Origin of the sequence: Pseudonocardia zijingensis (assembly GCF_042657305.1) — a bacterium.
GTDB classification, from domain to species: Bacteria; Actinomycetota; Actinomycetes; order Mycobacteriales; family Pseudonocardiaceae; genus Pseudonocardia; species Pseudonocardia zijingensis.
Genome location: NZ_JBHSKO010000019.1, coordinates 128,831 through 151,996, shown reverse-complemented (window position 1 = coordinate 151,996; position 23,166 = coordinate 128,831). Strand labels below are relative to the sequence as shown.

At 69.6% G+C, this 23,166-nt stretch carries 22 protein-coding genes, 1 tRNA gene and 3 pseudogenes; 19 read left to right on the top strand and 7 right to left on the bottom strand.

All coding sequences use genetic code 11. From position 1 onward, the window contains the following. Positions 1–18: 18 nt before the first annotated feature. Positions 19–1,011 (bottom strand): annotated as a pseudogene (locus tag ACFPL3_RS42090) (pyridoxal-phosphate dependent enzyme); the annotation flags it as partial. 58 nt (positions 1,012–1,069) lie between these two features. Between ACFPL3_RS42090 and ACFPL3_RS29700 the strand changes: the two are divergent. The 4 genes from ACFPL3_RS29700 to ACFPL3_RS29685 all read left to right on the top strand — a co-directional run bounded on the left by ACFPL3_RS29700 (position 1,070) and on the right by ACFPL3_RS29685 (position 3,430). Further along, positions 1,070–1,699: a LysE family translocator gene (locus ACFPL3_RS29700; RefSeq protein WP_343945106.1), complete on the top strand. Its 630-nt coding sequence runs from the start codon at positions 1,070–1,072 to the stop codon at positions 1,697–1,699. Between the two features lie 211 nt (positions 1,700–1,910). Then, the gene (locus tag ACFPL3_RS29695) at positions 1,911–2,402 is read left to right on the top strand and encodes a DUF2165 family protein (protein WP_379589767.1); all 492 of its coding nucleotides are present in this window, start codon (positions 1,911–1,913) and stop codon (positions 2,400–2,402) included. A gap of 11 nt (positions 2,403–2,413) precedes the next feature. Next, positions 2,414–2,839 (top strand): VOC family protein, encoded by a 426-nt coding sequence (locus ACFPL3_RS29690; protein WP_343945104.1) that lies wholly within the window; start codon positions 2,414–2,416, stop codon positions 2,837–2,839. Positions 2,840–2,893: 54 nt separating this feature from the next. Continuing rightward, positions 2,894–3,430, top strand: a complete 537-nt coding sequence (locus tag ACFPL3_RS29685; protein ID WP_343945103.1) for a TetR/AcrR family transcriptional regulator — start codon at positions 2,894–2,896, stop codon at positions 3,428–3,430. Positions 3,431–3,770: 340 nt separating this feature from the next. Here the strand turns inward: ACFPL3_RS29685 and ACFPL3_RS29680 are convergent, their stop codons facing one another. Continuing rightward, positions 3,771–4,706 (bottom strand): LysR family transcriptional regulator, encoded by a 936-nt coding sequence (locus tag ACFPL3_RS29680; protein ID WP_343945102.1) that lies wholly within the window; start codon positions 4,704–4,706, stop codon positions 3,771–3,773. Positions 4,707–4,819: 113 nt separating this feature from the next. On the opposite strand from ACFPL3_RS29680, the gene ACFPL3_RS29675 reads away from it, so the two are divergent. From ACFPL3_RS29675 to ACFPL3_RS42070, 12 genes and pseudogenes are all read left to right on the top strand, one after another. Further along, complete coding sequence (locus ACFPL3_RS29675) at positions 4,820–5,479, top strand: flavodoxin family protein (protein ID WP_343945101.1); 660 nt, start codon at positions 4,820–4,822, stop codon at positions 5,477–5,479. Between the two features lie 15 nt (positions 5,480–5,494). Continuing rightward, the gene (locus ACFPL3_RS29670) at positions 5,495–6,772 is read left to right on the top strand and encodes a serine hydroxymethyltransferase (RefSeq protein WP_343945119.1); all 1,278 of its coding nucleotides are present in this window, start codon (positions 5,495–5,497) and stop codon (positions 6,770–6,772) included. Between the two features lie 37 nt (positions 6,773–6,809). Then, positions 6,810–9,224 carry an ABC transporter permease subunit gene (locus tag ACFPL3_RS29665; protein ID WP_343945100.1) on the top strand — a complete coding sequence of 805 codons (2,415 nt, stop codon included), beginning with the start codon at positions 6,810–6,812 and terminating at the stop codon, positions 9,222–9,224. A 58-nt stretch (positions 9,225–9,282) separates the two neighbouring features. Next, the gene (locus tag ACFPL3_RS29660; protein ID WP_343945099.1) at positions 9,283–9,660 is read left to right on the top strand and encodes an ectoine synthase; all 378 of its coding nucleotides are present in this window, start codon (positions 9,283–9,285) and stop codon (positions 9,658–9,660) included. A gap of 36 nt (positions 9,661–9,696) precedes the next feature. Continuing rightward, positions 9,697–10,839 (top strand): Glu/Leu/Phe/Val family dehydrogenase, encoded by a 1,143-nt coding sequence (locus ACFPL3_RS29655; RefSeq protein WP_343945098.1) that lies wholly within the window; start codon positions 9,697–9,699, stop codon positions 10,837–10,839. A gap of 26 nt (positions 10,840–10,865) precedes the next feature. Then, positions 10,866–12,368 (top strand): 2-oxoadipate dioxygenase/decarboxylase, encoded by a 1,503-nt coding sequence (gene hglS / locus ACFPL3_RS29650; RefSeq protein WP_343945097.1) that lies wholly within the window; start codon positions 10,866–10,868, stop codon positions 12,366–12,368. A gap of 743 nt (positions 12,369–13,111) precedes the next feature. Then, positions 13,112–13,507, top strand: coding sequence for a GntR family transcriptional regulator (locus ACFPL3_RS29645; RefSeq protein WP_343945096.1), 396 nt, complete (start codon positions 13,112–13,114; stop codon positions 13,505–13,507). After that, entirely contained in the window at positions 13,500–14,366 is an 867-nt protein-coding gene (locus tag ACFPL3_RS29640) for an ABC transporter ATP-binding protein (RefSeq protein ID WP_343945095.1), read from the top strand. Before ACFPL3_RS29645 ends, ACFPL3_RS29640 begins: the two co-directional genes overlap by 8 nt. Next, positions 14,363–15,355, top strand: a complete 993-nt coding sequence (locus ACFPL3_RS29635) for a hypothetical protein (RefSeq protein WP_343945094.1) — start codon at positions 14,363–14,365, stop codon at positions 15,353–15,355. Before ACFPL3_RS29640 ends, ACFPL3_RS29635 begins: the two co-directional genes overlap by 4 nt. Positions 15,356–15,396: 41 nt before the next feature. Continuing rightward, entirely contained in the window at positions 15,397–16,152 is a 756-nt protein-coding gene (locus ACFPL3_RS29630) for a sulfite exporter TauE/SafE family protein (protein WP_343945093.1), read from the top strand. Between the two features lie 7 nt (positions 16,153–16,159). After that, a pseudogene (locus ACFPL3_RS29625) lies at positions 16,160–16,443 on the top strand (IS30 family transposase); the annotation flags it as partial. A gap of 9 nt (positions 16,444–16,452) precedes the next feature. Next, positions 16,453–17,037: pseudogene (locus ACFPL3_RS42070) on the top strand (transposase); the annotation flags it as partial. A gap of 46 nt (positions 17,038–17,083) precedes the next feature. Here ACFPL3_RS42070 and ACFPL3_RS29615 read toward each other — a convergent pair. The 4 genes from ACFPL3_RS29615 to ACFPL3_RS29600 all read right to left on the bottom strand — a co-directional run bounded on the left by ACFPL3_RS29615 (position 17,084) and on the right by ACFPL3_RS29600 (position 19,662). Beyond that, positions 17,084–17,959, bottom strand: a complete 876-nt coding sequence (locus ACFPL3_RS29615) for a hypothetical protein (protein ID WP_343945092.1) — start codon at positions 17,957–17,959, stop codon at positions 17,084–17,086. Continuing rightward, positions 17,956–19,005 carry a tyrosine-type recombinase/integrase gene (locus ACFPL3_RS29610; RefSeq protein WP_343945091.1) on the bottom strand — a complete coding sequence of 350 codons (1,050 nt, stop codon included), beginning with the start codon at positions 19,003–19,005 and terminating at the stop codon, positions 17,956–17,958. The genes ACFPL3_RS29615 and ACFPL3_RS29610 overlap by 4 nt, the downstream gene beginning before the upstream one ends. Further along, on the bottom strand, positions 19,002–19,373 hold the full coding sequence (locus tag ACFPL3_RS29605; protein ID WP_379589766.1) for an AbrB/MazE/SpoVT family DNA-binding domain-containing protein: 372 nt from the start codon (positions 19,371–19,373) through the stop codon (positions 19,002–19,004). Before ACFPL3_RS29605 ends, ACFPL3_RS29610 begins: the two co-directional genes overlap by 4 nt. A 205-nt stretch (positions 19,374–19,578) precedes the next feature. Next, positions 19,579–19,662 (bottom strand) — tRNA-Leu (locus ACFPL3_RS29600). 71 nt (positions 19,663–19,733) lie between these two features. Here ACFPL3_RS29600 and ACFPL3_RS29595 point away from each other — a divergent pair. The 3 genes from ACFPL3_RS29595 to ACFPL3_RS29585 are packed head-to-tail and all read left to right on the top strand — an operon-like array spanning position 19,734 to position 22,194. Beyond that, positions 19,734–21,050: a M20/M25/M40 family metallo-hydrolase gene (locus ACFPL3_RS29595; protein WP_343945089.1), complete on the top strand. Its 1,317-nt coding sequence runs from the start codon at positions 19,734–19,736 to the stop codon at positions 21,048–21,050. Further along, positions 21,050–21,820, top strand: coding sequence for an SDR family oxidoreductase (locus tag ACFPL3_RS29590; protein WP_379589765.1), 771 nt, complete (start codon positions 21,050–21,052; stop codon positions 21,818–21,820). The genes ACFPL3_RS29595 and ACFPL3_RS29590 overlap by 1 nt, the downstream gene beginning before the upstream one ends. Beyond that, the gene (locus tag ACFPL3_RS29585; RefSeq protein WP_343945087.1) at positions 21,805–22,194 is read left to right on the top strand and encodes a hypothetical protein; all 390 of its coding nucleotides are present in this window, start codon (positions 21,805–21,807) and stop codon (positions 22,192–22,194) included. The genes ACFPL3_RS29590 and ACFPL3_RS29585 overlap by 16 nt, the downstream gene beginning before the upstream one ends. A 7-nt stretch (positions 22,195–22,201) precedes the next feature. Here the strand turns inward: ACFPL3_RS29585 and ACFPL3_RS29580 are convergent, their stop codons facing one another. Further along, positions 22,202–23,068 carry an aldo/keto reductase family oxidoreductase gene (locus ACFPL3_RS29580; protein WP_343945086.1) on the bottom strand — a complete coding sequence of 289 codons (867 nt, stop codon included), beginning with the start codon at positions 23,066–23,068 and terminating at the stop codon, positions 22,202–22,204. Positions 23,069–23,166 lie beyond the last annotated feature (98 nt).

Here is a 23,166-nt window from a genome sequence, read left to right as displayed (position 1 = left end):
GAAGGCCGTCCGCGGGTTCTACGACCGCAGCAGGGTCTGGATCCGAGTGGACGCCGCGCCGATGTGCTCGCGAAGCAGGTCGCGTCGCCGTCCTTGTTCGCAACCGCGTCCAGAATCCTCCGGTGCTCGCGCGTTGACTCGCGGAAGTGGGGATCCCGGTGGCGGAGCAGCATCGAGTATCGGCTGGCGTTCCGCCAGAGGGCTCGACCAGGTCACGGTGCGCGGTCGGTCGCACGTCGCGTTGAGTGCACGGTGGACCGCCAGTTCAGATCCCTGTAGACGACGGTGTCGTTGATACGGTCGCCCTCGCGGCAGATGCCCGTCGCGACCATGATTTGTGGGCGAGAGCCGCGGCACGGATGGGCGCAGCGTCGCGGTCTCCAGATCGGCCCGCAGCTCGAAGATCTCGGCCGCGTCCGATCGTGTGGGCGGTACGACGAAGGCGCCGCGTCGAGGGCTGATCGCGACGAACCCCTTGAACTCGAGGCGTTGCAGCGCTTCGCGCAGCGGAACGTGGCTGAGACCCAGGCATTCCGCTAGTTCCCGCAGGATCGATGCCACGCGGTGATGCACGCCCTCCAGGTCCGCGTCGACGTCGATGCCGATGACCTCGATGTCGAGGCCGAGCGCGGCGAGTCCGGCGATCAGACCCGCCTGACCCCCTCCGCTCCCGCTCGCGTGAACGACGTGGGTGATGGCGACCTCCATCGCCCGTGCCTGATCGGCGATCTCCAACGCCGCGCCGAGGTAGCTGATGGCGCCGAGGCGGTTCGCGCACCCGTACGGGACGACATAGGGGCGAAGGCCGCTCCTTCCGATGCGCGCCGCCATCTCGGTGAGCTTCGCGGTGCGATCGTCACCCACGGACATCGGCTCGTGCGTCGCGCCGTCGAGGTGGTCGAGAAGGATGTTGCCGGTCTGCTGGTAGTCGCGGTCGACGTCAGGCACGCGGTCGGTGATCACTCCGAAGTAGCACCCCACGCCGAACTTGCCGGACGCGGCTGCGACCTGCCGGACCGAGTTCGTCTATCACTGCGAGGCCAGCTGGTGACGTGGAAGGATCACCGAAATGCCCGTTGATCCCCATCTGCTCGCCGCTTTCACGGTGATCACCATCGTTGCCCTGGTCACGCCGGGGCCGGACATGCTGTTCGTGCTCGGGTGCGGAATGCGGGGCGGGACCCGCGCCGGGCTGCTGGCCACCCTCGGGGTGGTCACGGGCGATGCGTTGTACGTCGTCGCGGCCGCCGCCGGGCTCGCCGTCCTGCTGACCGCGTTTCCGGTCGTGTTCGCGGTGCTGCGGTTCGTCGGGGCCGCCTACTTGGTCTACCTCGGGGTCCAGGTCATCCGCCACCGCAAGAACGCCCAGGTCGACGGTCCGGCCGCTGGTGGCATGCCTGGACGGCGCGCGTTCTTCAACGGTGTGGTGTCCTCGGCGGCCAATCCGCAGACGTTCGCGTTCATGGTCGCGTTCTTGCCCCAGTTCATCGATCCGTCGGCGGGTCCGATGTGGCTGCAGTTCGCCGTCCTCGGTGCCGTCCTGATCGTCCTGGAGTTCCTCGCCGACGGAGCGGTCGGGGTCCTGGCCGGACGGATCGGCAGCTGGCTGCGCGATCGGCAGGCCGTGCGGCGCCGGATCGACGCCGCCACCGGAAGCCTGTTCATCGGTCTGGGCGTGCGGTTGGCGGCTGAACGCTGACACAACCCGTCGAGATGGGATTCCGGCCGTCGCCGAGGCTCTGGTCGCGCCCGGCCGAGCTCGACGAGATCGTGCTGGTCAGCGGCTCCTCGCGAGCGCGCGCCAGGTACGTGCCGGAGATCTGCGCGTCGGGCGGTTGTGGGGTGCCGGGGACGACCGGACCTGCATGGCTGATCTGATACAGTTCGTAGTGTACTGATTTGGAGGACGCGTGATCGCTGCCAGCCCACTGTGGGGCACCAAGATGCTGATCGTCGCCGGGCTGGCCGGCTACCTGTCTCTGTTCGTGCTCAACAACCTGACTGACCCGCGCACTAACTCGGCCGCGATCCCGCGGATGATGACCATGCGCGAGCTCAAGGCCGACCCTCCGCTGGGCGGTGGCGTGCTCTGGCGCGCGATCGACTCGCCCGCAGTGCACCGCGTGGCCTACGGCCTGGTCGTCGCGGTTCAGGCGATCGGGGCGGTCCTGCTGTGGTGGGGCGCGGTACTGCTCGGCTGGACCGCCGCGACCGGTGGGGCAACCATCGGGCTGACCGTCGCCAACCTCGGGCTTCTGGTGTTCGTCGCGCTGTTCCTGGGGTTCCTGCTGGTCGGCGTGTGGTTCTCGTACTGGGTCAAGATGGGTCCGGTCCAGCAGGGGCACCTGACGTTGTTGCTGGTCGGGCTGGCCGCCGTGGTCGTCGTCAACCTTCCCGCCTGAGAGGAGCTCCCATGGCAGCGACGGTCCAGCCGTGGCCCGCCGCGCTACCCGTCCGGCAGGTGCGAATAGCTCGACCAACCGACCAACTCGATGCGGTCGTCCGGTTCTACCGTGACGGCCTGGGTCTCGCGGAAATCTTCCGGTTCGAGCATCACGCCGGCTACGACGGCGTGATGCTCGGGCTCCCGGGAACTGACTACCACCTCGAGTTCACCCGCCACCACGACGGCAGCCCGGGCCGGGCGCCCAGCCGGGACAACCTCCTCGTGCTGTACTTCGACTCGGTGAGCGAGGCGAAGGACGTGGCGGACCGACTGGAGGGGCTCGGACACCGCGCGGTCCCGGCGGAGAACCCGTACTGGGCCGAGAACGGCGGTGTCACCGTCGAGGACCCGGACGGCTGGCGGGTCGTGCTCATGCCGAGCCCGGTCTTCTGACCCGTGGCGCAGAGGAGCGCCGGGCGGCAACGGGACCCGGAGATCGACCGGGCGGTGGCCGAGGCCACGCTCGGCCTGCTTGGTGAGGTCGGTTACGCACGGCTGAGTATCGAGCAGGTCGCAAAGCGCGCCCAGGTGCACCGCCCGACGATCTACCGACGGTGGCCGTCCAAGCAGCATCTGGTTACCGACGTGCTGGCGGGCGCGCTCGGCGTTGCGCCCACCCCGGACACCGGCGATCTGCGAACGGACCTGATCGCCGGGATCGGCACGGTTGCCGATGGACTCACCGCGCCGGCACTCGGGCACGTTCTCATCCCGTTCATCGCCGACTTGCACGCCCAGCCCGAGTTGCGCGAGCGGTTCTTCAACGAGGTCTTCCACGCCCGGCGGGCCTCCACCGAGGCCGCTCTGCGTACCGGGATCGAGCGCGGCGAGGTCAAGGCCGACATCGACATGACGTTCGTGCTCGACGCCCTGGCGGCACCGTTGTACTTCCGCCGGCTGTTCGGCCACGAGCCGCTCGATCGGGCGCTGGTCGAGCGCACCGTCGACTTCGTGCTCGCTGCGATCGGAACCGATCGGCGCTGAGACCCGGACGGGGCCCGGTGCGGTTCCGCGGGACCGCCCCGGCTGGGACATCACGCTCGCCAGCCGCGCCCTGCCGTCGGTGTGCGCGCCGATCTTCAGCGGATCCGCGCGTTCCGCGACGACTGGGGCGTCGGAGACCCGCCGCCGGCCCGTCCCGGAGGTGGTGACCGCTGCGCCAGCCCGGGGGACGAGTGGGCGACGGCGACCCCCTGCGGCCTTCGTCTGTCGTGGCCGGGGCTGACGTGGCCGCGCGGGTCGAGCGCGCAGGGCCCGGACGGGCGTCGCCACCGTCCGTGCTGAGGCGTACGCGGCTGCGACGGACTCCAGCTGCCGCCGCACGTCATCCCACGTCTGCGACTGCCGGTGAGCGGGAGTGCGTCAGCGTTGCGACTTCCTTGAGTGCGCCGAGGTAGCCGGCCACCGCCGGGCGCGCTTCGGCGCCGCGCCGCACCGCGGCGTAGACGTGCCGGCGGGTACGGTGGCCCGCCGCCGCGACTGCAACAACACCCTCTGGGAGTGCTACCCGCGCGCCACGCGGCACGAACGCGACGCCCATCTCCGCTTCGACCAGCGCGAGTATTGCCATCCAGTCGCTCGCCCGATGCCGTACCACGGGGCGGAAGCCCGCGGAGGCGCACGCCGAGTGCAGCAACCGGTCGCACGCATCGCCCTCGATGGTGCTGACCCACTCCGCGTGTTCGAGCAGCGACAGGTCCACCACCGCCTGTTGCGCGAACTGGTGCCCGGAGGGAAGGGCGAGGTCGAGGTCGTCGGTTCCCAGCGTGACCCTCGTGTACCGAGCGTCCTCTACCGGCGGCACACCGTCGGCTTCCACGGCCACCACCACGTCGAGGTCGCCGCTGGAGAGCGCATCGAGGCAATCGGGCACTTTGACCTCACGGATGTCCACCCGCAGGCGCGGGTGCCGGATCCGAAGCGCTCGTGCCGCGGGTATCAGCAGTGAAGAGATCGTCGAGGGGAACGAGCCGGCGGTGAGCTGACCCAGCTCCCCCTTGACGGCTGCCTGGACTTCTCCCTCGGCTCGTTCGACCTCTGCGAGCAGGACGTACGCATGATGGACCAGGACGCGCCCGGCGTCTGTAAGTCGCAGCTTGCGACCGTCGGCCTCGGTCAGCGGAGCCCCCACCTCGCGCGTCAACGTCGCCAGCTGCTGTGAGGCGGCGGATGGGGAGACGTGCAGCGTGGACGCTGCCGCGTGGAGCGTGCCCTGCTCGTGCAGCGCCAGCAGGAGTCTCAACCGTGCCAGGTCGAACATGAAGCAGACCTTACCATTACTGGCCACAAAATCCGCCTTGTCTTCAGTGTTCCCGGTCGGAAGCATGAGGCGCGCCAAGTTCCGTCGTAGCAATGAAAAGGTGGCATCGCCTGATGAGGGTTCTCGCCCTGAGCTCCAGTCCGCGCAAGGACGGGAATTCCCGGCTTCTCGCGCAAGCGGTTCTCGACGGTGCGGCGAGCCGTGGTCACGAGGTCGAGATCGTTGATCTCTGCGATGTGGTCAAGGCGCCGCTGGGTGACTGCCGGACGTGTCGCCGCTCAGACGGGAGGTGCTCGATCGATGACGGGTATGAGGATCTCCTGCTGCATCGGGTCTTGTCCGCCGACGCGCTGGTCATGGCGACCCCGCTTTACTGGTACGGCATCTCCGGGCAGCTGAAGATCTTCATCGACCGAATTTTCTGCCATGCCAAAGCGGGCTTTCCGGCCCACGAGGACGTCAAGCGGCGCATCATGAACAAGCGGTTGGCAGTTGTGATCACAGCCGAGGAGACGTATCCCGGTGCCACCCTGGGCGTCAGCGCGCAGATGCAGGAGCTGGCGCGCTACCTCCGGCACGACCTGGTGGGGATCGTGCGCGGAGTCGCGAACTCGCGTGGCGAGGTCACGCGCGATCCGGCCGGCCCCGTGGCGCAGGCGTTCGGTCTCGGCGTTCGACTCTTCGACCTGAGTGTCACCGACTACCGCATGGACAGCATCCGCGATGGCGTCATCTGGCCCGCGGAGCCGGACACGCTGTCCAACTCGGTGTAGGCGAGAGCAATGATGATGGACGTGCTGGGGGCCGATCTGCAGCAGATCGACCCCGAGATCGCCGATCTTCTCGATGCGGAGCTGGGTCGCCAGGAGTCCACTCTCGACATGGTCGCCTCGGAAGGCTTCGCGCCGCTGTCCGTCATGCAGGCGCAGGGGTCGGTACTGACGAACAAGTACGCACAGGGCTACCCCGGGAAACGCGGTTATCCCGGCTGTGAGTACGTCGACCTCGTGGAGGAGGCCGCGGCCCGCCGGGCTCGGGAGCTCTTCGGTGCCGAGCACGCCAACGTGCAGCCGCATTCGGGCGTACAGGCCAATGCGGTGGCCATGATGGCGCTGCTCGAGCCCGGTGACACAATCCTCGGTCTCGACGTCGCACATGGCGGACACGTGACCCACGGCGCTCCGGACAGCTTTGCCGCCCGCTACTACAACCCGATCGCCTATCACGTCAGAGAAGCCGACTGCCTCGTCGACATGGACGAGGTGGAGGCGCTGGCCCGACGCCACCGTCCGCGTCTTGTCGTGGCCGGCTGGTCGGCCTACACCCGGCAGCTCGACTTCGCGCGGTTCCGTGCGATCGCGGATGAGTGTGGCGCCTACTTGATGGTGGACATGGCCCACTTCGCAGGCCTCGTCGCAGCGGGTCTGCATCCGTCGCCGGTGCGCCACGCGGACGTGGTGACCAGCACCACCCACAAGACCCTCAGCGGACCACGCGGCGGGATCGTGCTGACGACGCGGGAACTCGCACCGCGGATCGACGCCGCGCTGTTTCCCGGACATCAGGGCGGGCCGCTTCCCCACGTGATCGCCGCGAAGGCGGTGGCGTTCACGATTGCCGCGACGCCCGAGTTCGCAGACCGGCAGCACCGCACCGTCGCAGGAGCCCGGCAGATAGCGAAGAAGCTCCTGGCATCCGACAGCGCACACGAAGCGTCGGTGCTCACCGGGGGCACCGATGTGCATCTCCTGCTCGTCGATCTCCGTCGATCCCAGCTCGACGGCCTCCACGCACAACGCAGGCTTCTGGACATCGGGGTCACCTCGAACCACCGCAGGTTGCCCTACGACCCTCGCCCTCGGACGAACTCGGGGCTCCGCATCGGAACCGCAGGCCTGGCGACCCGTGGATTCTCCGTTCCTGAGTTCGAGCTGCTCGCGGGTGCCATCCACGACGCATTGCGGCCGGAGCTGGATCAGCAGACGGTCGGCCGGCTCCGCTCCGACGTCACGATGCTGGCGCGGCGGCATCCGGTGTACCCCACCTTGCGCCGCGACCACGTGTGACAGGGCTCGAGCACCCTCACCCAGCTGTGGAGGACTGATGTTCTGGAAGCAGGCAACGCGCCTGGGGGCGGTCTGTGCCGTGGTGACCGTTCTCCTCGCTGGGTGTGCGGCGGGAAGCACACCCGCGGTGGGCGTTGAAGAGATGAAGACCGTCCAGAGCGGTGTTCTGTCAGTCGGCTCGGACCTCACGTATCCGCCGTACGCCTACTTCGACGAGGGACAACCAGCGGGATTCGACATCGAGCTGACCCGAGCGCTCGCCGAACGGATGGGACTGCGGTCGCAGGCGGTCGACACGCGTTTCGAACAGCTCATCCCGGGCGTGAATGCCGGCCAGTTCGACGTGATCGCCTCCGCTCTCTACGTCACCTCCGAACGTTCGGAAGTGGTGCGCTACATCCCGTACTTCACTGCGGGTAGTTCGTTGATCGCGCCGGTCGGAGGTCTGTCGCCGGCGAAACCGGAAGACCTCTGCGGGGTGACGGTCGGTGTCATCCGGGGCGCACATTCGGTGCCGATGCTGCAGGGGGAGGTCAGTGCGGACTGCGTCCAACGCGGCGAGCCAGCGGTGGATGTACGCGTCTTTCCGACGGACCCCGAGGCAACTCAGGCCCTGAGTGCCGGGAATGTCGAGGTACAGCTCAGCGACAGTGGTGTGGCGAAGCACGTCGCCGACGGTTCCGGTGGGCGGTTCGCCATCACCAGTCCCGAGCTGCTGTATCCGGTACCGGTCGGGCTGGCGGTGGCGCGCGGAAATGACGAGCTGGCTGGTGCCATCGAGGTGGCTCTCGGCGAACTACGTCAATCGGGCGGCTATGACCGGCTGCTCGCGGCGTACAACCTGAAACCGCCGGATCCCCGGCTGATCGGGGAGGTGCTCGGTGACTCGTCCGGCGCAGAAGAGCACCGAGGCCCGGCGTTCGACTGGACGTACCTGCTGTCCTTGTTCGTTGACGCCGACTTCTGGCAGGCCTCGCTCACCGTTGTCCAACTGAGTGTTCTCGCCTGGCTGCTCGCTGGTGCATTCGGCCTGCTGCTGGCGATCGGCAGGTTGTCCCGCAGTCGGTGGCTCGCCGTTCCGTGCGCTGGTTACGTCTGGTTCTTCCGTAGCCTTCCCCTGCTCGTGCTCGTCATCGTCGTCTACAACCTGCCGCAGATGGTGCCCGACGTCAGAGCCATCCTGTCCAACGTGTTCATCGCGGGTCTGCTGGCACTTGTGCTCAGCGAATCGGCCTACATGTCGGAGATCCATCGTGGCGGGTTGCTCGCTGTGGGAACAGACCAGCACGAGGCCGGGCTCGCGCTTGGCCTCGGGCGTACCGCAATATTCAGGCACATCGTGCTGCCGCAGGCATTCCGAGTCGCGGTTCCGGCGCTGGGCAACCAGTTCGTGACGATCGTGAAACTGACCTCGCTGCTGAGCGTCATCTCCCTGGCGGAAATCCTGCTCGTTGCACAACGGCTGTACACGCAGAACTTCCAGGTGTTGGAGACCCTGCTCGCCGCCGCGTTCTTCTACGTCGCGATCGTGACCGTCTTCGACTGGTTGCGAGCGTGGCTGGAGAAACGGCTCGACGTCAGCCGCCGAACCGACGGCGTGCTGCGCGAATCTCCACGGGACGAGGACGCTCACGCGCCCGAGGCCGCCCAGCGGCGCCGCCCCCGGCACCCACATTCCGGCGAGGTGGTCGTGCACGCTGCCGGCCTCCGCAAGTGCTACGGCGAGGCCACCGTGCTCGACGGGGTGAGCCTCGACGTGCATCGGGGTGAGGTGGTCGCGATCGTCGGCCCTTCGGGCTCGGGCAAGACCACGCTGATCCGCAGCTTGAACCAGCTCGAGCAGATCGACAGCGGCAGCGTGGAAGTCGCGCACGACCGTGATGTCCCGACGACGACGGCACAGCGGGTGAACAGCACCATCGAACTGCGCCGCCGGGTGGGTATGGTCTTTCAGCGGTTCAACCTGTTTCCACATCTGACCGCGCTGGACAATGTTGTCCTGGCGCCCATGTGTACCGGTCGGATGACGAAGCACAAGGCCGCGGTCGTGGGGCGGGACCTGCTGCACAAAGTCGGGGTGGGTGACCATGTCGAGAAGTATCCACACCAGCTTTCCGGAGGTCAGCAGCAACGCGTCGCAATCGCAAGAACGTTGGCGATGCAGCCGAGTGTCATCCTTTTCGACGAGCCGACGTCGGCCTTGGATCCTGAACTGGTCGGCGGGGTCCTGCGGGTCATCGCCGAGCTGGCGACGGAGGGCCGCACCATGATAGTGGTCACCCACGAGATGCGATTCGCCCGCAACGTGGCCGACTGGGTGGTGTTCATGGAACACGGGCGCATCGTCGAACAGGGACCGCCCGAGCAAGTTTTCGACAACCCGCGGCAGGAACGCACGCAGCGTTTCATCGCACAGCTGGACGCTCCAGCGGCACTGGTGGACGAACACTGAAGCCGCCCCTTCCGCGGCCCAGCAGTGCCAGCAACTCGACAACATTGGAGTCCCGACAATGCTCATCAGGACACTCGACGACGTCCTCGGAACGGCCCACGACGTCGACTGGACCAACGGCACCAGCCGCCGCCTCGTCGTCCGGGACGACGAGCGCGGGTACACGATCACCGACACCTACGTGCGCCCGGGAACGAGCACCTTGCTGCGCTACGACAGCCACCTCGAGGCCTGCTACTGCATCGAGGGTGGTGGTCGGGTCGAGACGTCGGATGCGGCCTTCGACATCGTCGCCGGCACGCTGTACGCGCCCGGCAAGGGGGAGGAGCACCGTCTCAGCTCCACCGACGGTATGCGGCTCATCTGCGTGTTCAACCCCGCGCTCAACGGGGACGAGAATCACAGGCACGCGCCGGGAGAGCCGTCCGGGTACTGAGTACAGGTCGTGATCCCCGGAGGAGGGACCCGTTCCATGACCGATCCGCTCGCCCTCGTCGACGACTGGGGTCCCGAGAAGATCGTGATCGTCTCCCATCGCCGCACCGGGATGAAGGGCGTGCTCGTCATCGACAACACCGCCCGTGGCGTCGGGAAGGGCGGCACCCGCATGAGCCCGACGGTGACGGTGGCGGAGGTCGCCCGGTTGGCGCGCAACATGACGTGGAAGTGGGCGGGCGTCGACCTCTTCTACGGTGGCGCCAAGGCAGGGATCGTTGCCGATCCCACTTCCCGGGACAAGGAGCCCGTGCTGCGCGCGTTCGTCAGGGCGCTGCACAACGAGGTTCCCCGGGAGTACGTCTTCGGGCTGGACATGGGTCTCACCGAGGACGACGCCGCAATTGTTCAGGACGAGTTGGGTGACCGGGGTGCGGCGGTGGGCACGCCCCCGCACCTGGGTGGGGTGGCCTACGACGAGCTCGGCGTGACCGGCTACGGGGTCGCGGAAGCCGCTGACGCGGCCGCGAAACGTGTGGGGCTTCCGCTTGCTGGAGCTCGGGTCGCAATCCAAGGTTTCGGCGCCGTCGGTGCCGCCGCTGCCGCCCGCTTCGCGGAGCTGGGCGCCGACATCGTGGCCATTTCCACCACGCACGGTGCTGTGCATGCCCCGGCCGGATTCGACGTGGCGATGTTGCGAGACGCCCGATCCGAGCACGGGGACGGTCTCATCGAGCACGTTCCCGGCTCAACCTTGGCTCCTGGCGAGGAGCTCGTGGTGGACTGCGACGTACTCGTTCCGGCCGCGCTGCAGGACGTCATCGACGACCACACCGCCCACCGGATCAAGGCTCGGCTCGTCGTGGAGGGCGCCAACCTCCCGACCACACCGAACGCACAAGCGGTCCTCGCGCAGCGCGGCGTCACCGTCGTGCCCGACTTCCTCGCGAACGCCGGCGGTGCCGTGGCCGCGGCCTTTGCCATGGATGCGCGATACTCCGGGTTCCGGCCCGACGTCGAGCGGATTTTTTCGACCATCTCCGAGAAGCTGCGGGCAACCACAGAATCGATCCTCGACATGGCCACACGCACCGGTACCACCCCCCATTCAGCGGGGCGAACCCTCGCTGAGCAGCGCGTGCGGGCAGCGATGCACAGCAAGGGTCGTCTGCCCGTGTGATGAGCGAGGCCGGGATGAGGCGGGAGGTGAGCTATGTCGCGGTCGGCAACGAGCCCGTTCGCAACGTGACGGGGAGAGGCAGTGGTATGGCGGTGATGGAGCAATGGCAGCTGCGTGCGGCATTCGCGCAGCGGCTCTCGCAGATGTACGGACGGGAAGTGCCCGCCTACATGACACTCGTCGACGTGACCCGGGAGGTCAACGAGGACGTCCTGCGGCGGTCGGGCGCAGCCGCCGAGCGGTTGGGGTCGATCGGTCGCGTGACCGCCGAGCGGCACGGAGCGATCCGAGTGGGCACTCCCGCGGAGCTCAGCCAGGTGGCACGGATCTTCGGCGCACTCGGAATGCGGCCGGTCGGGTTCTACGATCTGCGGGAGGCGGCTACCAGCGCTGTACCGGTCGTCTCCACGGCGTTTCGTCCCGTCGACGGCTCGGAGCTCGCGCGCAATCCGTTCCGGGTCTTCACCTCGCTGCTGACCACCGCGGACGCGCAGTTCTTCGATCGGGATCTGCAGAAGAGGATCGACCGGTTCCTGGGCTCCCGACGACTCTTTCAGCCGCGGCTGCTCGAGCTGGCAGACCGGGCCGAGCGGGAACAGGAGATTCCGGAGGCGCTGGGCGAGGAGTTCCTGCAGTTGGCCGTGGCCGCTTTCCAGCTGTCCACCGAACCGGTGGACAAGGCCTGGTACGAGACTCTCGAGCAGGTCTCCAGCGTCGCGGCGGACATTGCGGGGGTCCGCGGCACGCACGTCAACCACCTGACGCCCCGTGTGCTGGACATCGACGAGCTCTACCAGCGGATGACGGGCCAGGGCATCGAGATGATCGACAGGATCCAGGGCCCGCCTCGGTGGAACGGCCCGGATGTGCTGCTGCGCCAGACCTCGTTCCGGGCACTGGCCGAAGCGCGCAGGATGCGCGGCGCCGACGGCGTGATTAAGCCCGGTGCGCTGCGTGTGCGTTTCGGGGAGGTGGAAGCCCGCGGTATCGCGTTGACGCGGGAGGGCCGGGCCCATTACGACGCGCTCCTCTCCGAGATCGACCGCCGTTGCGAGGCCACGCCGATGGTGAACCGCGCGGAGATCGCTCGCTCCGTCTGGGAGCGCGGCTTCCCTGCGACGGAACGCGGCCTGATCGAACGCGGCCTGGCGTTCTTCACCTACCACTGCAACCGCGAGCGGGCGAGGGACGGCGGGTATCCGCCCACGACGCTCACCGAACTCCTCGATCACGGGTGGGTGACTGCCGAGCCCATCGTCTACGAGGATTTCCTGCCCCGTTCGGCCGCCGGGATCTTCCAGTCGAACCTGGCCGGTGAGGGAACTCGGAACAACACCCCCGCCGATACCGGCTACGACCTCAAGTGGCTCGCGGGCGCGATCGACCGAGAGGTTCTCGACCCGCTCGACCTCTACGAACAACAACAGGCCCATTCGATCCAGACCATCGGACACCTGCTCGAGCTCGACCACACCGTCGTCGAGGGACTCGCGTCACGAACCATGGCACCGCGAGGCAAGGAATCCTGAGCGAGACCACGAGCCTGCCGGATGCAGCGGGCCTTCGCGAACAACCCGTGCCTGTCGGGGGACGCATCGGCGCCGCCGCTGCGACGAGTTGCTCGTCTGGAGGATCATCTGGGGTGCGCTGCCGTGACGGCTCGCTCGGGAACGACGCCGGCACCTCTTGAGCACAGGCGCTCGGGCACGACGCTGCGCACCTCTTCCGCGCCGGTGAACACGGCACGCTCGGCGTCCCGTCCGGCCGCGCCCGGGACTCCACCGCCGCCCAGCGCCGCTAACAGACCTCCAGGTACTCCTGGGCCAGGTCGTAGCGCTCGTTGTGGAGGATCGACCGGTCGCGGGCCCAGCCCGCGCGGCGGCGCGTCCGGGCGGGCGTCACCGTGTTCTCGGCACGCGCACCTTCGCCATGTGGTTGAGCGTTGTGCTCCGGCGGGCGAGTGCCCAGGGCTGCTGCAAGGCCAGCGACACCGTGACCCCGTAGCCGAGGTGTTCGTGACCGCGGCCGTCGTCGAGATCGTGAGCACCGAGTGGGGACGTGCCGTGTCGAAGGCCTTCAGCGGGATGGGCCGCAGCGGGTCCCGCGGTGGGTGCAGAGATGGTTGGCCAGATCGCAGCGGGACTGGTCAAGTGTCCGGACCGCCGACACTGCCGGCGAACGGGTCCTTGCAGCACGCCACCCCTGCCGCTTGACGAAACTCGTGATCGCCTCCACTATTCAACTAACATCTTAGTTGTTGAGGACGGGTCGGGTGGAGTTCCGGATCGAGCGCCGGTCGGGTGTGCCGACGTACCTGCAGATCGTCAGGCAGGTCGAGCAGGCCCTGCGGCTCGGCACCCTGCTGCCGGGGGACCGCCTGCCGACGGCGAAGGCGGTGGTCGCGCAGACCGCGGTCAACGTCAATACCGTGCTCAAGGCCTACCGCGAGCTCGAACGCGCGGGTCTCGTCGAGCCCCGACCCGGGCTCGGCACGTTCGTCCTGCAGTCGCTGGCCCGGCCGGAATCCGAGGACGACGCGCGGCTGCGTAGCGAGCTCGAGCAGTGGATGGAACGGGCCGCGCGGGCCGGGATGGACGAGGAGGACGTCGACGCCCTGTTCGCCGACGTCCGGGACACACATTACCGGAGGGGGACGGTCCGTGGTTGAGACCGAGCGGGCGGTGTTGCGGCTCGACGGCGTGGGCAAACAGTTCCGGGCGAGGTGGGCGCTGCGCGACTGCTCGCTGGAGCTGCCGCCGGGCCGTGTGTGCGCGCTGGTGGGTCCGAACGGTGCGGGCAAGACGACATTGCTCACGCTCGCCACCGGGCTGCGCCGGCCGAGCAGCGGCAGGATCGACGTGCTCGGCCACGACCCCGCGCGCACCGGTATGCCGACTGGAGCGAGCTTCGTCGCCCAGCACAAGCCGCTGTACCGCTCGTTCCGGGTGGTCGAGATGCTGCGGGCCGCCGCGGCGCTCAACGTCACCGGGCAGTGGGACGGCGCGTACACGGCCCGTCTCGTGGACCAGGCGGGGATCGGGCTGCAGGAACGAGTCCGGGAGCTGTCGGCCGGCCAGCGAGCGCGCATCGCACTCGCGATCGCGCTGGGCAGGCGGCCGTCTCTGCTGCTGCTCGACGAGCCCCTCGCGGAGCTCGATCCGCTGGCTCGGAGGCAGGTGTTGGGCACCCTGCTCGCCGAGGCCGCCGAGACCGGCATGACCGTGCTGATGTCCTCGCACGTGCTCGCGGACCTCGAGGACGCCTGCGACCACCTCGTGCTGCTGCGCCACGGCCGGGTGCGCCTCGCCGGCGACATCGACGCACTTCTCGACACACACCGGCGCTTGAGCGGGCGGGCCCGCGACACGCTCCCCCGTACGGCTGTCGTCCACACCTCCACCACCGCACGGCAGACCACGGCATTGGTGCGCGGCCCCGGCGACACCCCGACCGGGTTCCAGGTCGACCGCCCTAGCCTCGAGGACGTCGTCCTCGCCTACCTTCAGGAAGCGGAGGATGCTGCGTGATCTGGCTCGTCTGGCGCCGGCAACGCGCCGCCCTGTTGACGGCTGCGGGAATCGTCGCCGCCTGCTGCATCGTGCTCGTCGGAGGACGGGCGGCGCTCGTCGCCCACCTGCTGGAGCACGGCCTCGCCGAGCGGTGCATCGACGCCCCGTCCGAGGCGTGCCGCAGCACCGCCACGACTGCCCTCATGGGCAGCGAACCGGTGACCTTCGCCGTGTTCTTGGGCCCGAGTGAGCTCGTGTTGCTGGCCGTTCCGCTGGTGGTCGGGCTGCTCGCCGGGATCGGGCTGTTCCAGCGGGAGCTCGATGAGGGGACGGACGTCCTCGCACTCACCCAGAGCGTCTCCGTTACGCGTTGGTGGGCGACCGGCCTGCTGGTGGCAGGCGTGCCCGTTGTCCTGCTCCTCGTGCCGCTCGGCCTCGTCGCGGGATGGGCGTACACCCCGTTCGAGCTCATCCACTCGTTCAGCCCTCTGGAAACCCCGCTCTTCGAGAGCTCCGGCCTCGCCCCGATCGCGTACGGGGTCCTTGCGTTCGCGCTCGCGGCCGGCACCGGGCTCGTGGCGCGGGGCAACCTCGCGCCCGCCGTTGTTGCGGTCAGCGGCTACGTCGTCGTCATGTTCGTGCTCGCGACGGTCGCGAGGCCGCAGTACCTGCCTGCCGAGACCGTGCGGCTGGCCATCGACTTCACCCGGCCCGACGCGGCCATCAGGGACGTCCCCGGCTGGACGCTCGGGCGCCGGTGGGTCGACGCGCAAGGCGCTCCGCGTATCAACACCGGCTGTGGCGACGGAAGTCGGCCCCTCGGCCAGTGTCTGCGCGACGCCGGCATCAGCGGCTACGAAGTGCGTACGCAGCCGAACAGCAGGTACTGGGTGTTCCAGCTCATCGAGACTGCGATCCTCCTGGCGCTCTCGGCCGTGGCGCTGACGCTCACCCACCCCCGACTCGTCTCGCGCGTAAAGGACCGCATCGACCTGCTCGGGCGATGATCAACACATGATCAACACATGATCAACACAGAATCACGTCGATGTCGGACATGGTCGCCCAGTCGCTCGTGCTAGTTCTTGCCGGCGTTGTCGCCGGCGCGATCGGTGCGGCCGGTGGGATCACATCGCTGGTCTCCTACTCCGCGTTGCTCGCCGTCGGGTTGGCGCCTCTCCCTGCGACCGTCACGAATCTCGTTGCCGCAGTTGCTTGTGGCCCGGGCTCGGTGCTGACGTCCCGCAGGGAGCTCCGGGCAACACGACCCGCGCTGCTGCAAGCCCTGCCCATCGCGGTGCTGGCCGCTGGTGCCGGTTCCGTGTTGCTGCTGATCACACCGCCGGGTGTCTTCTCGCGGATCGTTCCGTTCCTGGTCGCGTTGGCTTCCCTGGCGCTGCTGGTGCAGCCGTGGCTGTCCACGCTTGCCGCCCGTCGGCCGGACGGCACGCGAGCCGTGACCTGGCCTCTCGTCGGCCTGGTCTCGCTCTACGCCGGGTATTTCGGTGCCGGATCCGGAGTCATGTTGCTCGCGCTGCTGCTCGTGGTCATCGACGATCGCCTTCCCGAGGCGAACGCGATAAAGAACGTGCTGCTCGCCGTTATGGCGTTTGTGTCCGCGGTCGTATTCGCCTTCGGTAGCCCGATCGACTGGATCGCGGCCGCACCGCTCGCCCTCGGCCTCCTCGTGGGCAGTGCGATCGGGCCCGTCATCGCTCGTTACCTGCACCCGAGGACCGTGCGGTGGAGTGTCGCGGCGCTCGGCTCCTGGCTGGCCATCGACCTATGGCTGAACCATTCCTGAAATGTGCGGCAAGGAACTCGCCCAGCATGCCCGGTTCACCATCGACACCGGGATCGCGGTCTACTTCGCCGACCCGCACAGCCCCTGGCAACGCGGCACGAACGAGAACACCAACGGGCTGCTGCGCCAGCACTTCCCCAAAGGCACCGACTCGCCCGCTGGAGCGACGAGGACCTCGCCGCGGTCGCCGCGACCCTCAACGGGAGACCACGCAAGACCCTCGGCTGGAAGACACCGGCTGAGGCGCTCGATGATCGGCTAGCCTCGCTCCAACAGCACGGTGTCGCGTCCACCGGTGGTGTCAACGTGCATGCCCTGCTCGCCACCGGGGTCAACGGAGATGGGCACCGGGAGATCCTCGGGCTGCAGGTGACCTCGGCCGAGGACGGCGCCGGCTGGCTCGGGTTCTTCCGCGACCTCACCGCCCGCGGCCTGACCGGGGTCAAGCTGGTGACCAGCGACGCCCACAACGGGCTCGTAGCCGCGATCGGAGCGGCCCTGCCAGCACAACGCGGAGCGTGCGGCACGCCGGACGAGCCCTTGCTGCGGTACCGGTCCGGACAACCGATCACCGCCCGCCGCTACGACCACCTCTGGCAGCGGCTGGGACGGCACCTGGCCTGGGTACGGACCCAACAGATCTCGACCCACTGGCTGCGACACACGACCCTCACCTGGGTGGAACGCAACTTCGGCTACGCCGTCGCCCGGGCTTACGCCGGGCACAACGGCTCCCGCGACGCAGCCGTCACTTCCACCTATGTCCGCGCGGACATCACTGAAATCGCCGCCGCGCTCGCCGCACTGACCGGCGAACCACACCCGCTTGCGCCCACGCCGGTCGAGAGGCGACGCGGCCCCCTCGTCGCACCAGGGCCCGGCTGACGCCCCAACGCGTGCCGGCGCCCGAGCAGCCTGCACCCGACACGGGTCACGAACTCACGGCCGCCGCCTCCGTCGCGCGCAGCGCGGCGGCGAGTTTCACCGACGTCCCGGCCGAGCAACCGGTCACCGTGCGGCACCAGGACGGCGTCACCGTCGGCGCGTCACCGGTGGCGCACGCCGACGCCAGCACGGCGCGCGCCTCAACCAGGTAGTCGTCGAGCATCCGCCGTCGCGGGGAAGCGCCGCCATGGCCCGAGCCACGACGTCGCGCAGTCTCGACGCCGGGTTGCTGTATGGCTTCTGCGGTGCGGTCACGACGTTCGTGAATCTCGGTCGCCTGCGCTTCGCGAATGGGGGCCGGTTCACGAACGGCAGCGTCGTGGTCAGAGTGACCTACCGCTGCTGCCGTTCGCGCGAGCTGTTCGCGAAGCTCGGGTCCAGCCTCAGCGGCGAGCAGCACGAGCAGCGGCGGTATCGAATGCAGCACCACCCCGGCCGCTGATGGTGCGCCACCATGCAGGCCCCAGGCCTCCCAGGTGTTCATGACGTAGGTCGCCGCGAACGCTGTCCACTTCGTGACCCGCGCCCACACCGCCGGTCGCAGTTGCTGACGGGCGGTGACCTGCTCGCCGCGGATCACGGCGAGCAGCACAACCGAGACCATCGGGTCGAGCAGCCACGCTGCCCACCAGACCGCCGAGAACGCCGGCGCCCCGCCGGCGGCGAAGCGCTGCACGTTGACCGTGGTGAACAGCAGCCCGAGCCCGACCCCGGCCCAGAGCAGCGCGTCGACCTGTGCGCTAATGCCTTCCACCCGCAGGGCCACCACATCCGGGCGGGTCGCAAGGGCGCGAACCTCGGCGGCCTCGCGGGCCTGCCGGGCGAGCTGTTCGGCTCGGTCGATCGCCGGGACCGTGTTCATCGGCCGGCCGTCCGTGCGAGTGGGTGGGGTTCGCCGGTGAGGGCGGCGAGCGCGGCGGCGACCTCCTGAACGTTGGCCCGCACGTAAGTCGAGGTCGACGAGCCGTCCCCGCCGCCGTCGGTGTGCCCGGCGTAGGCGTGGGCGACGGCGAACCCGAAGTTCCGCTCGACCCAGGTCAGGGTCGTGTGCCGCAGCCAGTGTGTGGAGATCTGCTGCGCTGCCACGAAGGGCAGCTGGTTGCCCAGCCGGGTCCACAGGTGGTCATAGCGGCGTCGGGTGATCGGGCGGCCCGATGCGTAGCGCAGCAGCTGCTCGGGCCGGGCAGCGTGCCGTTCGGCGGCGTGCTGGTGCAGATGTGTCATGAGCGTCGGGGACACCGGCTGCCAGCGCACCGTGCCGGCCTTCTCCCGCAGGAAGATCAGGCACTGGTCGGGGTCGAGGTCCTGTGGCCGCAGCGCCAGCCGCCGGCAGGCGGTCTCGACGTGCAGCCGCAACAGCAGGGTGTCCAAAGCCGGATCATCCCCGGTGGTCGCGGCGGCGTGGTGGATCTCGGCGAGCCGCTCGTCCGGGACAGCCTGGCGGGTGCTGGGCAGCCGGCGTGGTTTGGGAACCTTGCGGGCCGGGTTGTCGCCGGGATCGATCAGGCCGTCGTCCTCGGCGTGGCGGTACAGGCAGCGCAGGGCACTGATCAGGTGCTCGGCCGCGCTGCGGCTACCGCGGTCGTTGCGACGGGCCACGACGTTCGCCTTCGTCTGCTCCATGAGTTGCCGGATGTCGGTGGCGCTGATCTCGTCGAGGCGTCGGTCGGGCCAGCGCTCGACGATCCGGTTCCAATACGAGCCGTACACACGCCGGGTGCCCTCGCCGACAGCCTGCCGGACCCGAGGGACGTACTGGCCGAACGTGGGCACCACGGCCCGAGAGCGGGACGCGGCGAGCAGGTCGGCCGGGGAGATTCCCATCCGGTCGAGCAGCAGCCGCGCGGCGTTGAGCTCGGCCTGCCGCCCGTTGTTGGCGGTGGCGTCATGTGGCTGCACCGTGGTCATGACGTGGCTCCCTCGACGATGGCGGCGTGGTGGGCGTCGAGCAGCGCGGTCAGGCCCGCGGGTGGGTGCAGGAAGAGCCGGCCGGCACCGGGTTCGGCGACGAGCAGGACCCGGTCGCCGACCGTGAGGTGACAGGCGCGACGCACGCCGATCGGCAGGCGCAGGTGCCCGTCGTTGCCGACGCGAACCGGTGCCTCCGGGCCGGGGACAGCGAGCACGGACCCGGCGATCAGGGTGAGCGCCAGTGCCTGGCCCGGGTCCCAGGCGAGCGCGCTGAGCACGGCGCGGTCGGCGACACGGCCGCAGCGGTCGAGCACGGCCAGGCCGTACCGCACATCGCGAGCGGGAGGCGCCGGGAGCGCGGGCACCGGCATCGGTCGGGTCGGGTATCGGCGCGGCTCGGTCGTGCCGCCCGTCCGGCGGTGTGCCGGAGGGAGGGCGGGAACAACTGCGGCGCTCACGACGCCGTCCCCCTACCGGAGGGAACGGCAGTGTGTCGCCGGTGCGGAAGGGTGGTGCTCAAGCGCGCTTGAGCACAGAAACGTCAAAAGTTGCAGAGATGCAACACTGGGGTGTCCGAGGGGGGACTTGAACCCCCACCCCCTACTCGGGGACTAGCACCTCAAGCTAGCGCGTCTGCCATTCCGCCACTCGGACTTGCTGGGAGAAGGATAGCCCACACCCTCCGACCCCCCGCGACCGGACCTCCTGGTGGTAGGAAGATCCGCGTGACCAGGCAAGGAGCAGCCGAGGACGAGGTCGTCGAGCTGACATCGGAGCTCATCCGGATCGACACGACGAACACGGGCGATCTCGACACGACGACGGGGGAGCGGGAGGCCGCGGAGTACGTGGCCGGGAAGCTCACGGAAGTCGGGTACGAGGTGGAGGTGCTCGACTCGGGGGCGCCGGGGCGGTCGAACGTGTTCTGCCGGCTTCCGGGGGCGGATCCGTCGCGGGGGGCGTTGCTGGTGCACGGGCACCTGGACGTGGTGCCCGCCGACCCGTCGGAGTGGTCGGTGCACCCGTTCTCCGGGGCGGTGCAGGACGGCTACGTGTGGGGCCGGGGCGCGGTCGACATGAAGGACATGGTCGGCATGACGCTGGCCGTCGCCCGGCAGTTCAAGCGGGACGGGGTGGTGCCGCCGCGGGACATCGTGTTCGCGTTCGTCGCGGACGAGGAGGCCGGTGGGTCCTACGGGGCGCAGTGGCTGGTGAAGCACCGGCCCGACCTGTTCGAGGGGTGCACCGAGGCGGTCGGCGAGGTGGGCGGCTTCTCGCTCACGTTCGGGGAGGACCAGCGGGTCTACCTCATCGAGGCCGCCGAGAAGGGGATCGCGTGGATGCGGCTGCGGGCCCGGGGCAAGCCGGGGCACGGGTCGTTCCTGCACGACGACAACGCCGTCACGCACGTCGCCGAGGCCGTCGCGCGGCTGGGGAACCACCGGTTCCCGCTGGTGCTCACCGACACCGTGCGGGCGTTCCTCGAGCAGATGTCCGAACTCACCGGGCTGGAGTTCCCGGAGGACGACCTGGAGGGGTCGATCGCGAAGCTCGGGCCGCTGTCGCGGATCGTCGGCGCGACCGTCCGCGACACCGCCAACCCGACGATGCTGTCCGCCGGCTACAAGGCCAACGTGATCCCGTCCACGGCCGAGGCCGTGGTCGACTGCCGCGTGCTGCCGGGGCGGGAGGAGGCGTTCCTGCGGGAGGTCGACGAGCTGCTCGGCCCGGACGTCACGCGCGAGTGGGTGCAGAACCTGCGGGCCGTGGAGACGCCGTTCGCGGGGGCGCTCACCGACGCGATGGCCGCCGCGCTGCGCGAGGAGGACTCCACGGCGAAGACCGTGCCGTACATGCTCTCCGGCGGCACCGACGCCAAGTCGTTCGCCGAGCTCGGCATGCAGTGCTACGGGTTCGCGCCGCTGCGGCTGCCCCCGGACCTGGACTTCGCGTCGCTCTTCCACGGCATCGACGAGCGGGTGCCCGTCGACGCACTGACGTTCGGCACCCGGGTGCTCGACCGGTTCCTCAGGACCTGCTGATGGACCTCACGGGCAACGGGGCCCTGGTGACGGGCGGTGCCTCCGGGATCGGGGCGGCAGCGGTGCGGCGGCTCGCCGCGGCGGGGGCGCGGGTCGCGGTGGCCGACCGCGACGAGTCCGCCGCCACGGCGCTCGCCGACGAGGTGGGCGGCATCGCGCTCACCGGTGACGTGGCCGACCCGGAGCGGATGCCGGCGCACGTCGCCGCCGCCGAAGAGGCGTTCGGCCGGCTGGACGTCGTCCTGCTGAACGCGGGCGTGACGGCGGGCCAGTCGGGTGTGGTGGACCTCGACCTGGCCGGCTACCGGCGCATCGTCGGGGTCAACGTCGACCACGTCGTCTTCGGGCTCGCCGCCGCGGTGCCCGCGCTGCGCCGCGCGGGCGGGGGCCGGGTGGTGGCCACCGCCTCGCTCGCCGGGATCGTGCCGATGCCGGGTGATGCCCTCTACACGATGACCAAGCACGCCGTCGTGGGGTACGTGCGGGCCGCGGCACCGGTGCTCGCGCCCGACGGGATCCGGGTGAACGCGGTCTGCCCCGGGTTCGCCGACACCCCGCTGATCGCACGGGCGAAGCCGCAGTTCGGCGACTTCCCGCTGCTGTCGGCCGAGGACGTCGTGGACGCGATCGAGGGCGTGCTGGAGCGCGGCGAACCGGGGGAGTGCTGGTTCGTGCAGCCGGGCCGCGAGCCCGGCCCGTACGGGTTCCGGGGCGCGCCCGGCCCGGCGGGTGGGGCCGCGCCGCCGAAGGTGTCGTGGTCGGACCATTGACCGTGGTCCGCCTGCTCACCACCGCGGACGTCGACAACCGGCCGCCCGGCAGCGGGGTGTCGGTGCAGGCGCGCCACGAGGCGGTGCTTGCCGACGGCCGCCGGGTGCTGCTGCTCGACGACCGCGGCTGGTCCTCGTCCGGGGGCTGGGCCACCACCTCCGCGGCGGACGTCGAGGAGACCGCACGCGTGGTGGTCGGCCCCGACGAGCCGGTCCAGGGCCACACCCGGGAGGACGCCGAGGCGGACCACTGGGCGTACCTCGCCCGGATCCTCCGGCGGCACGGGGTGCGTGCCGACGCGGAGGACCTGGCGCGGCTGCCCCACGACGTCGTGCTCGGCGACCGGTTGCGCGCCCGGATCGGCCACGGCTGATGTCGGGCTACCGCCCGATCGCGTCCAGTTCCGCGAGCGCGTCGGCCGGCAGTTCCAGCCCGGCGCCGGCGACGTTCTCGCGGAGGTGCGCCACCGACGACGTGCCGGGGATCAGCAGGATGTTCTCCGACCGCTGCAGCAGCCAGGCGAGCGCGACGGCCAGCGGGGTGGCGTCGAGCTGCTTCGCGACGGTGTCGAGCGCGTCGGACTGGAGCGGCGAGAACCCGCCCAGCGGGAAGTACGGCACGAAGGCGATGCCCTGGCGCGCGGTGAGGCCGACGAGGTCGTCGTCGCCGCGGCGAGCGACGTTGTAGAGGTTCTGCACGCACACGACGGGGGCGATCGACTGGGCCTCGGCCAGCTGTTCCGCGTTGACGGTGCTGAGGCCGAGGTGGCGGATCAGGCCCTGCTGCCGCAGCTCGGCGAGGGCCGCGAACTGCTCGGCGATGGAGCCGGGCTCGGCCGACTCGAGGCCGCCGACGCGCAGGTTCACCACGTCGAGGACGTCGAGCCCGAGGTGGCGCAGGTTGTCGTGGACCTGGGCGCGCAGCTCGGCCGGGGTGCGGGCGTGGGGCCACCCACCGTTCTCGTCGCGGCGGGCGCCGACCTTCGTGACGATGTGCAGGTCGTCCGGGTACGGGGAGAGCGCCTCGCGGATGATCTCGTTGGTGACGTGCGGGCCGTAGAAGTCGGCCGTGTCGATGTGGGTGATGCCCAGGTCGACGGCTTCGCGCAGCACGGCGATCGCGGCGTCGCGGTCGGCAGGGGGTCCGAAGACGCCGGGGCCCGCGAGCTGCATGGCGCCGTAGCCGACGCGGGTGAGGTCGATGTCGCCGACGGTGTAGCGGCCACCGGGGAGGTCGTTCTGTGCCATGCCCCCATCGTTCGGCGGCCGGCCGGTGGACGGGATCGTCCTGCGTACCCTGGGAGTGACGGGACCAGGATCGGGCGCCGTCCCAGACCTAGGATGAA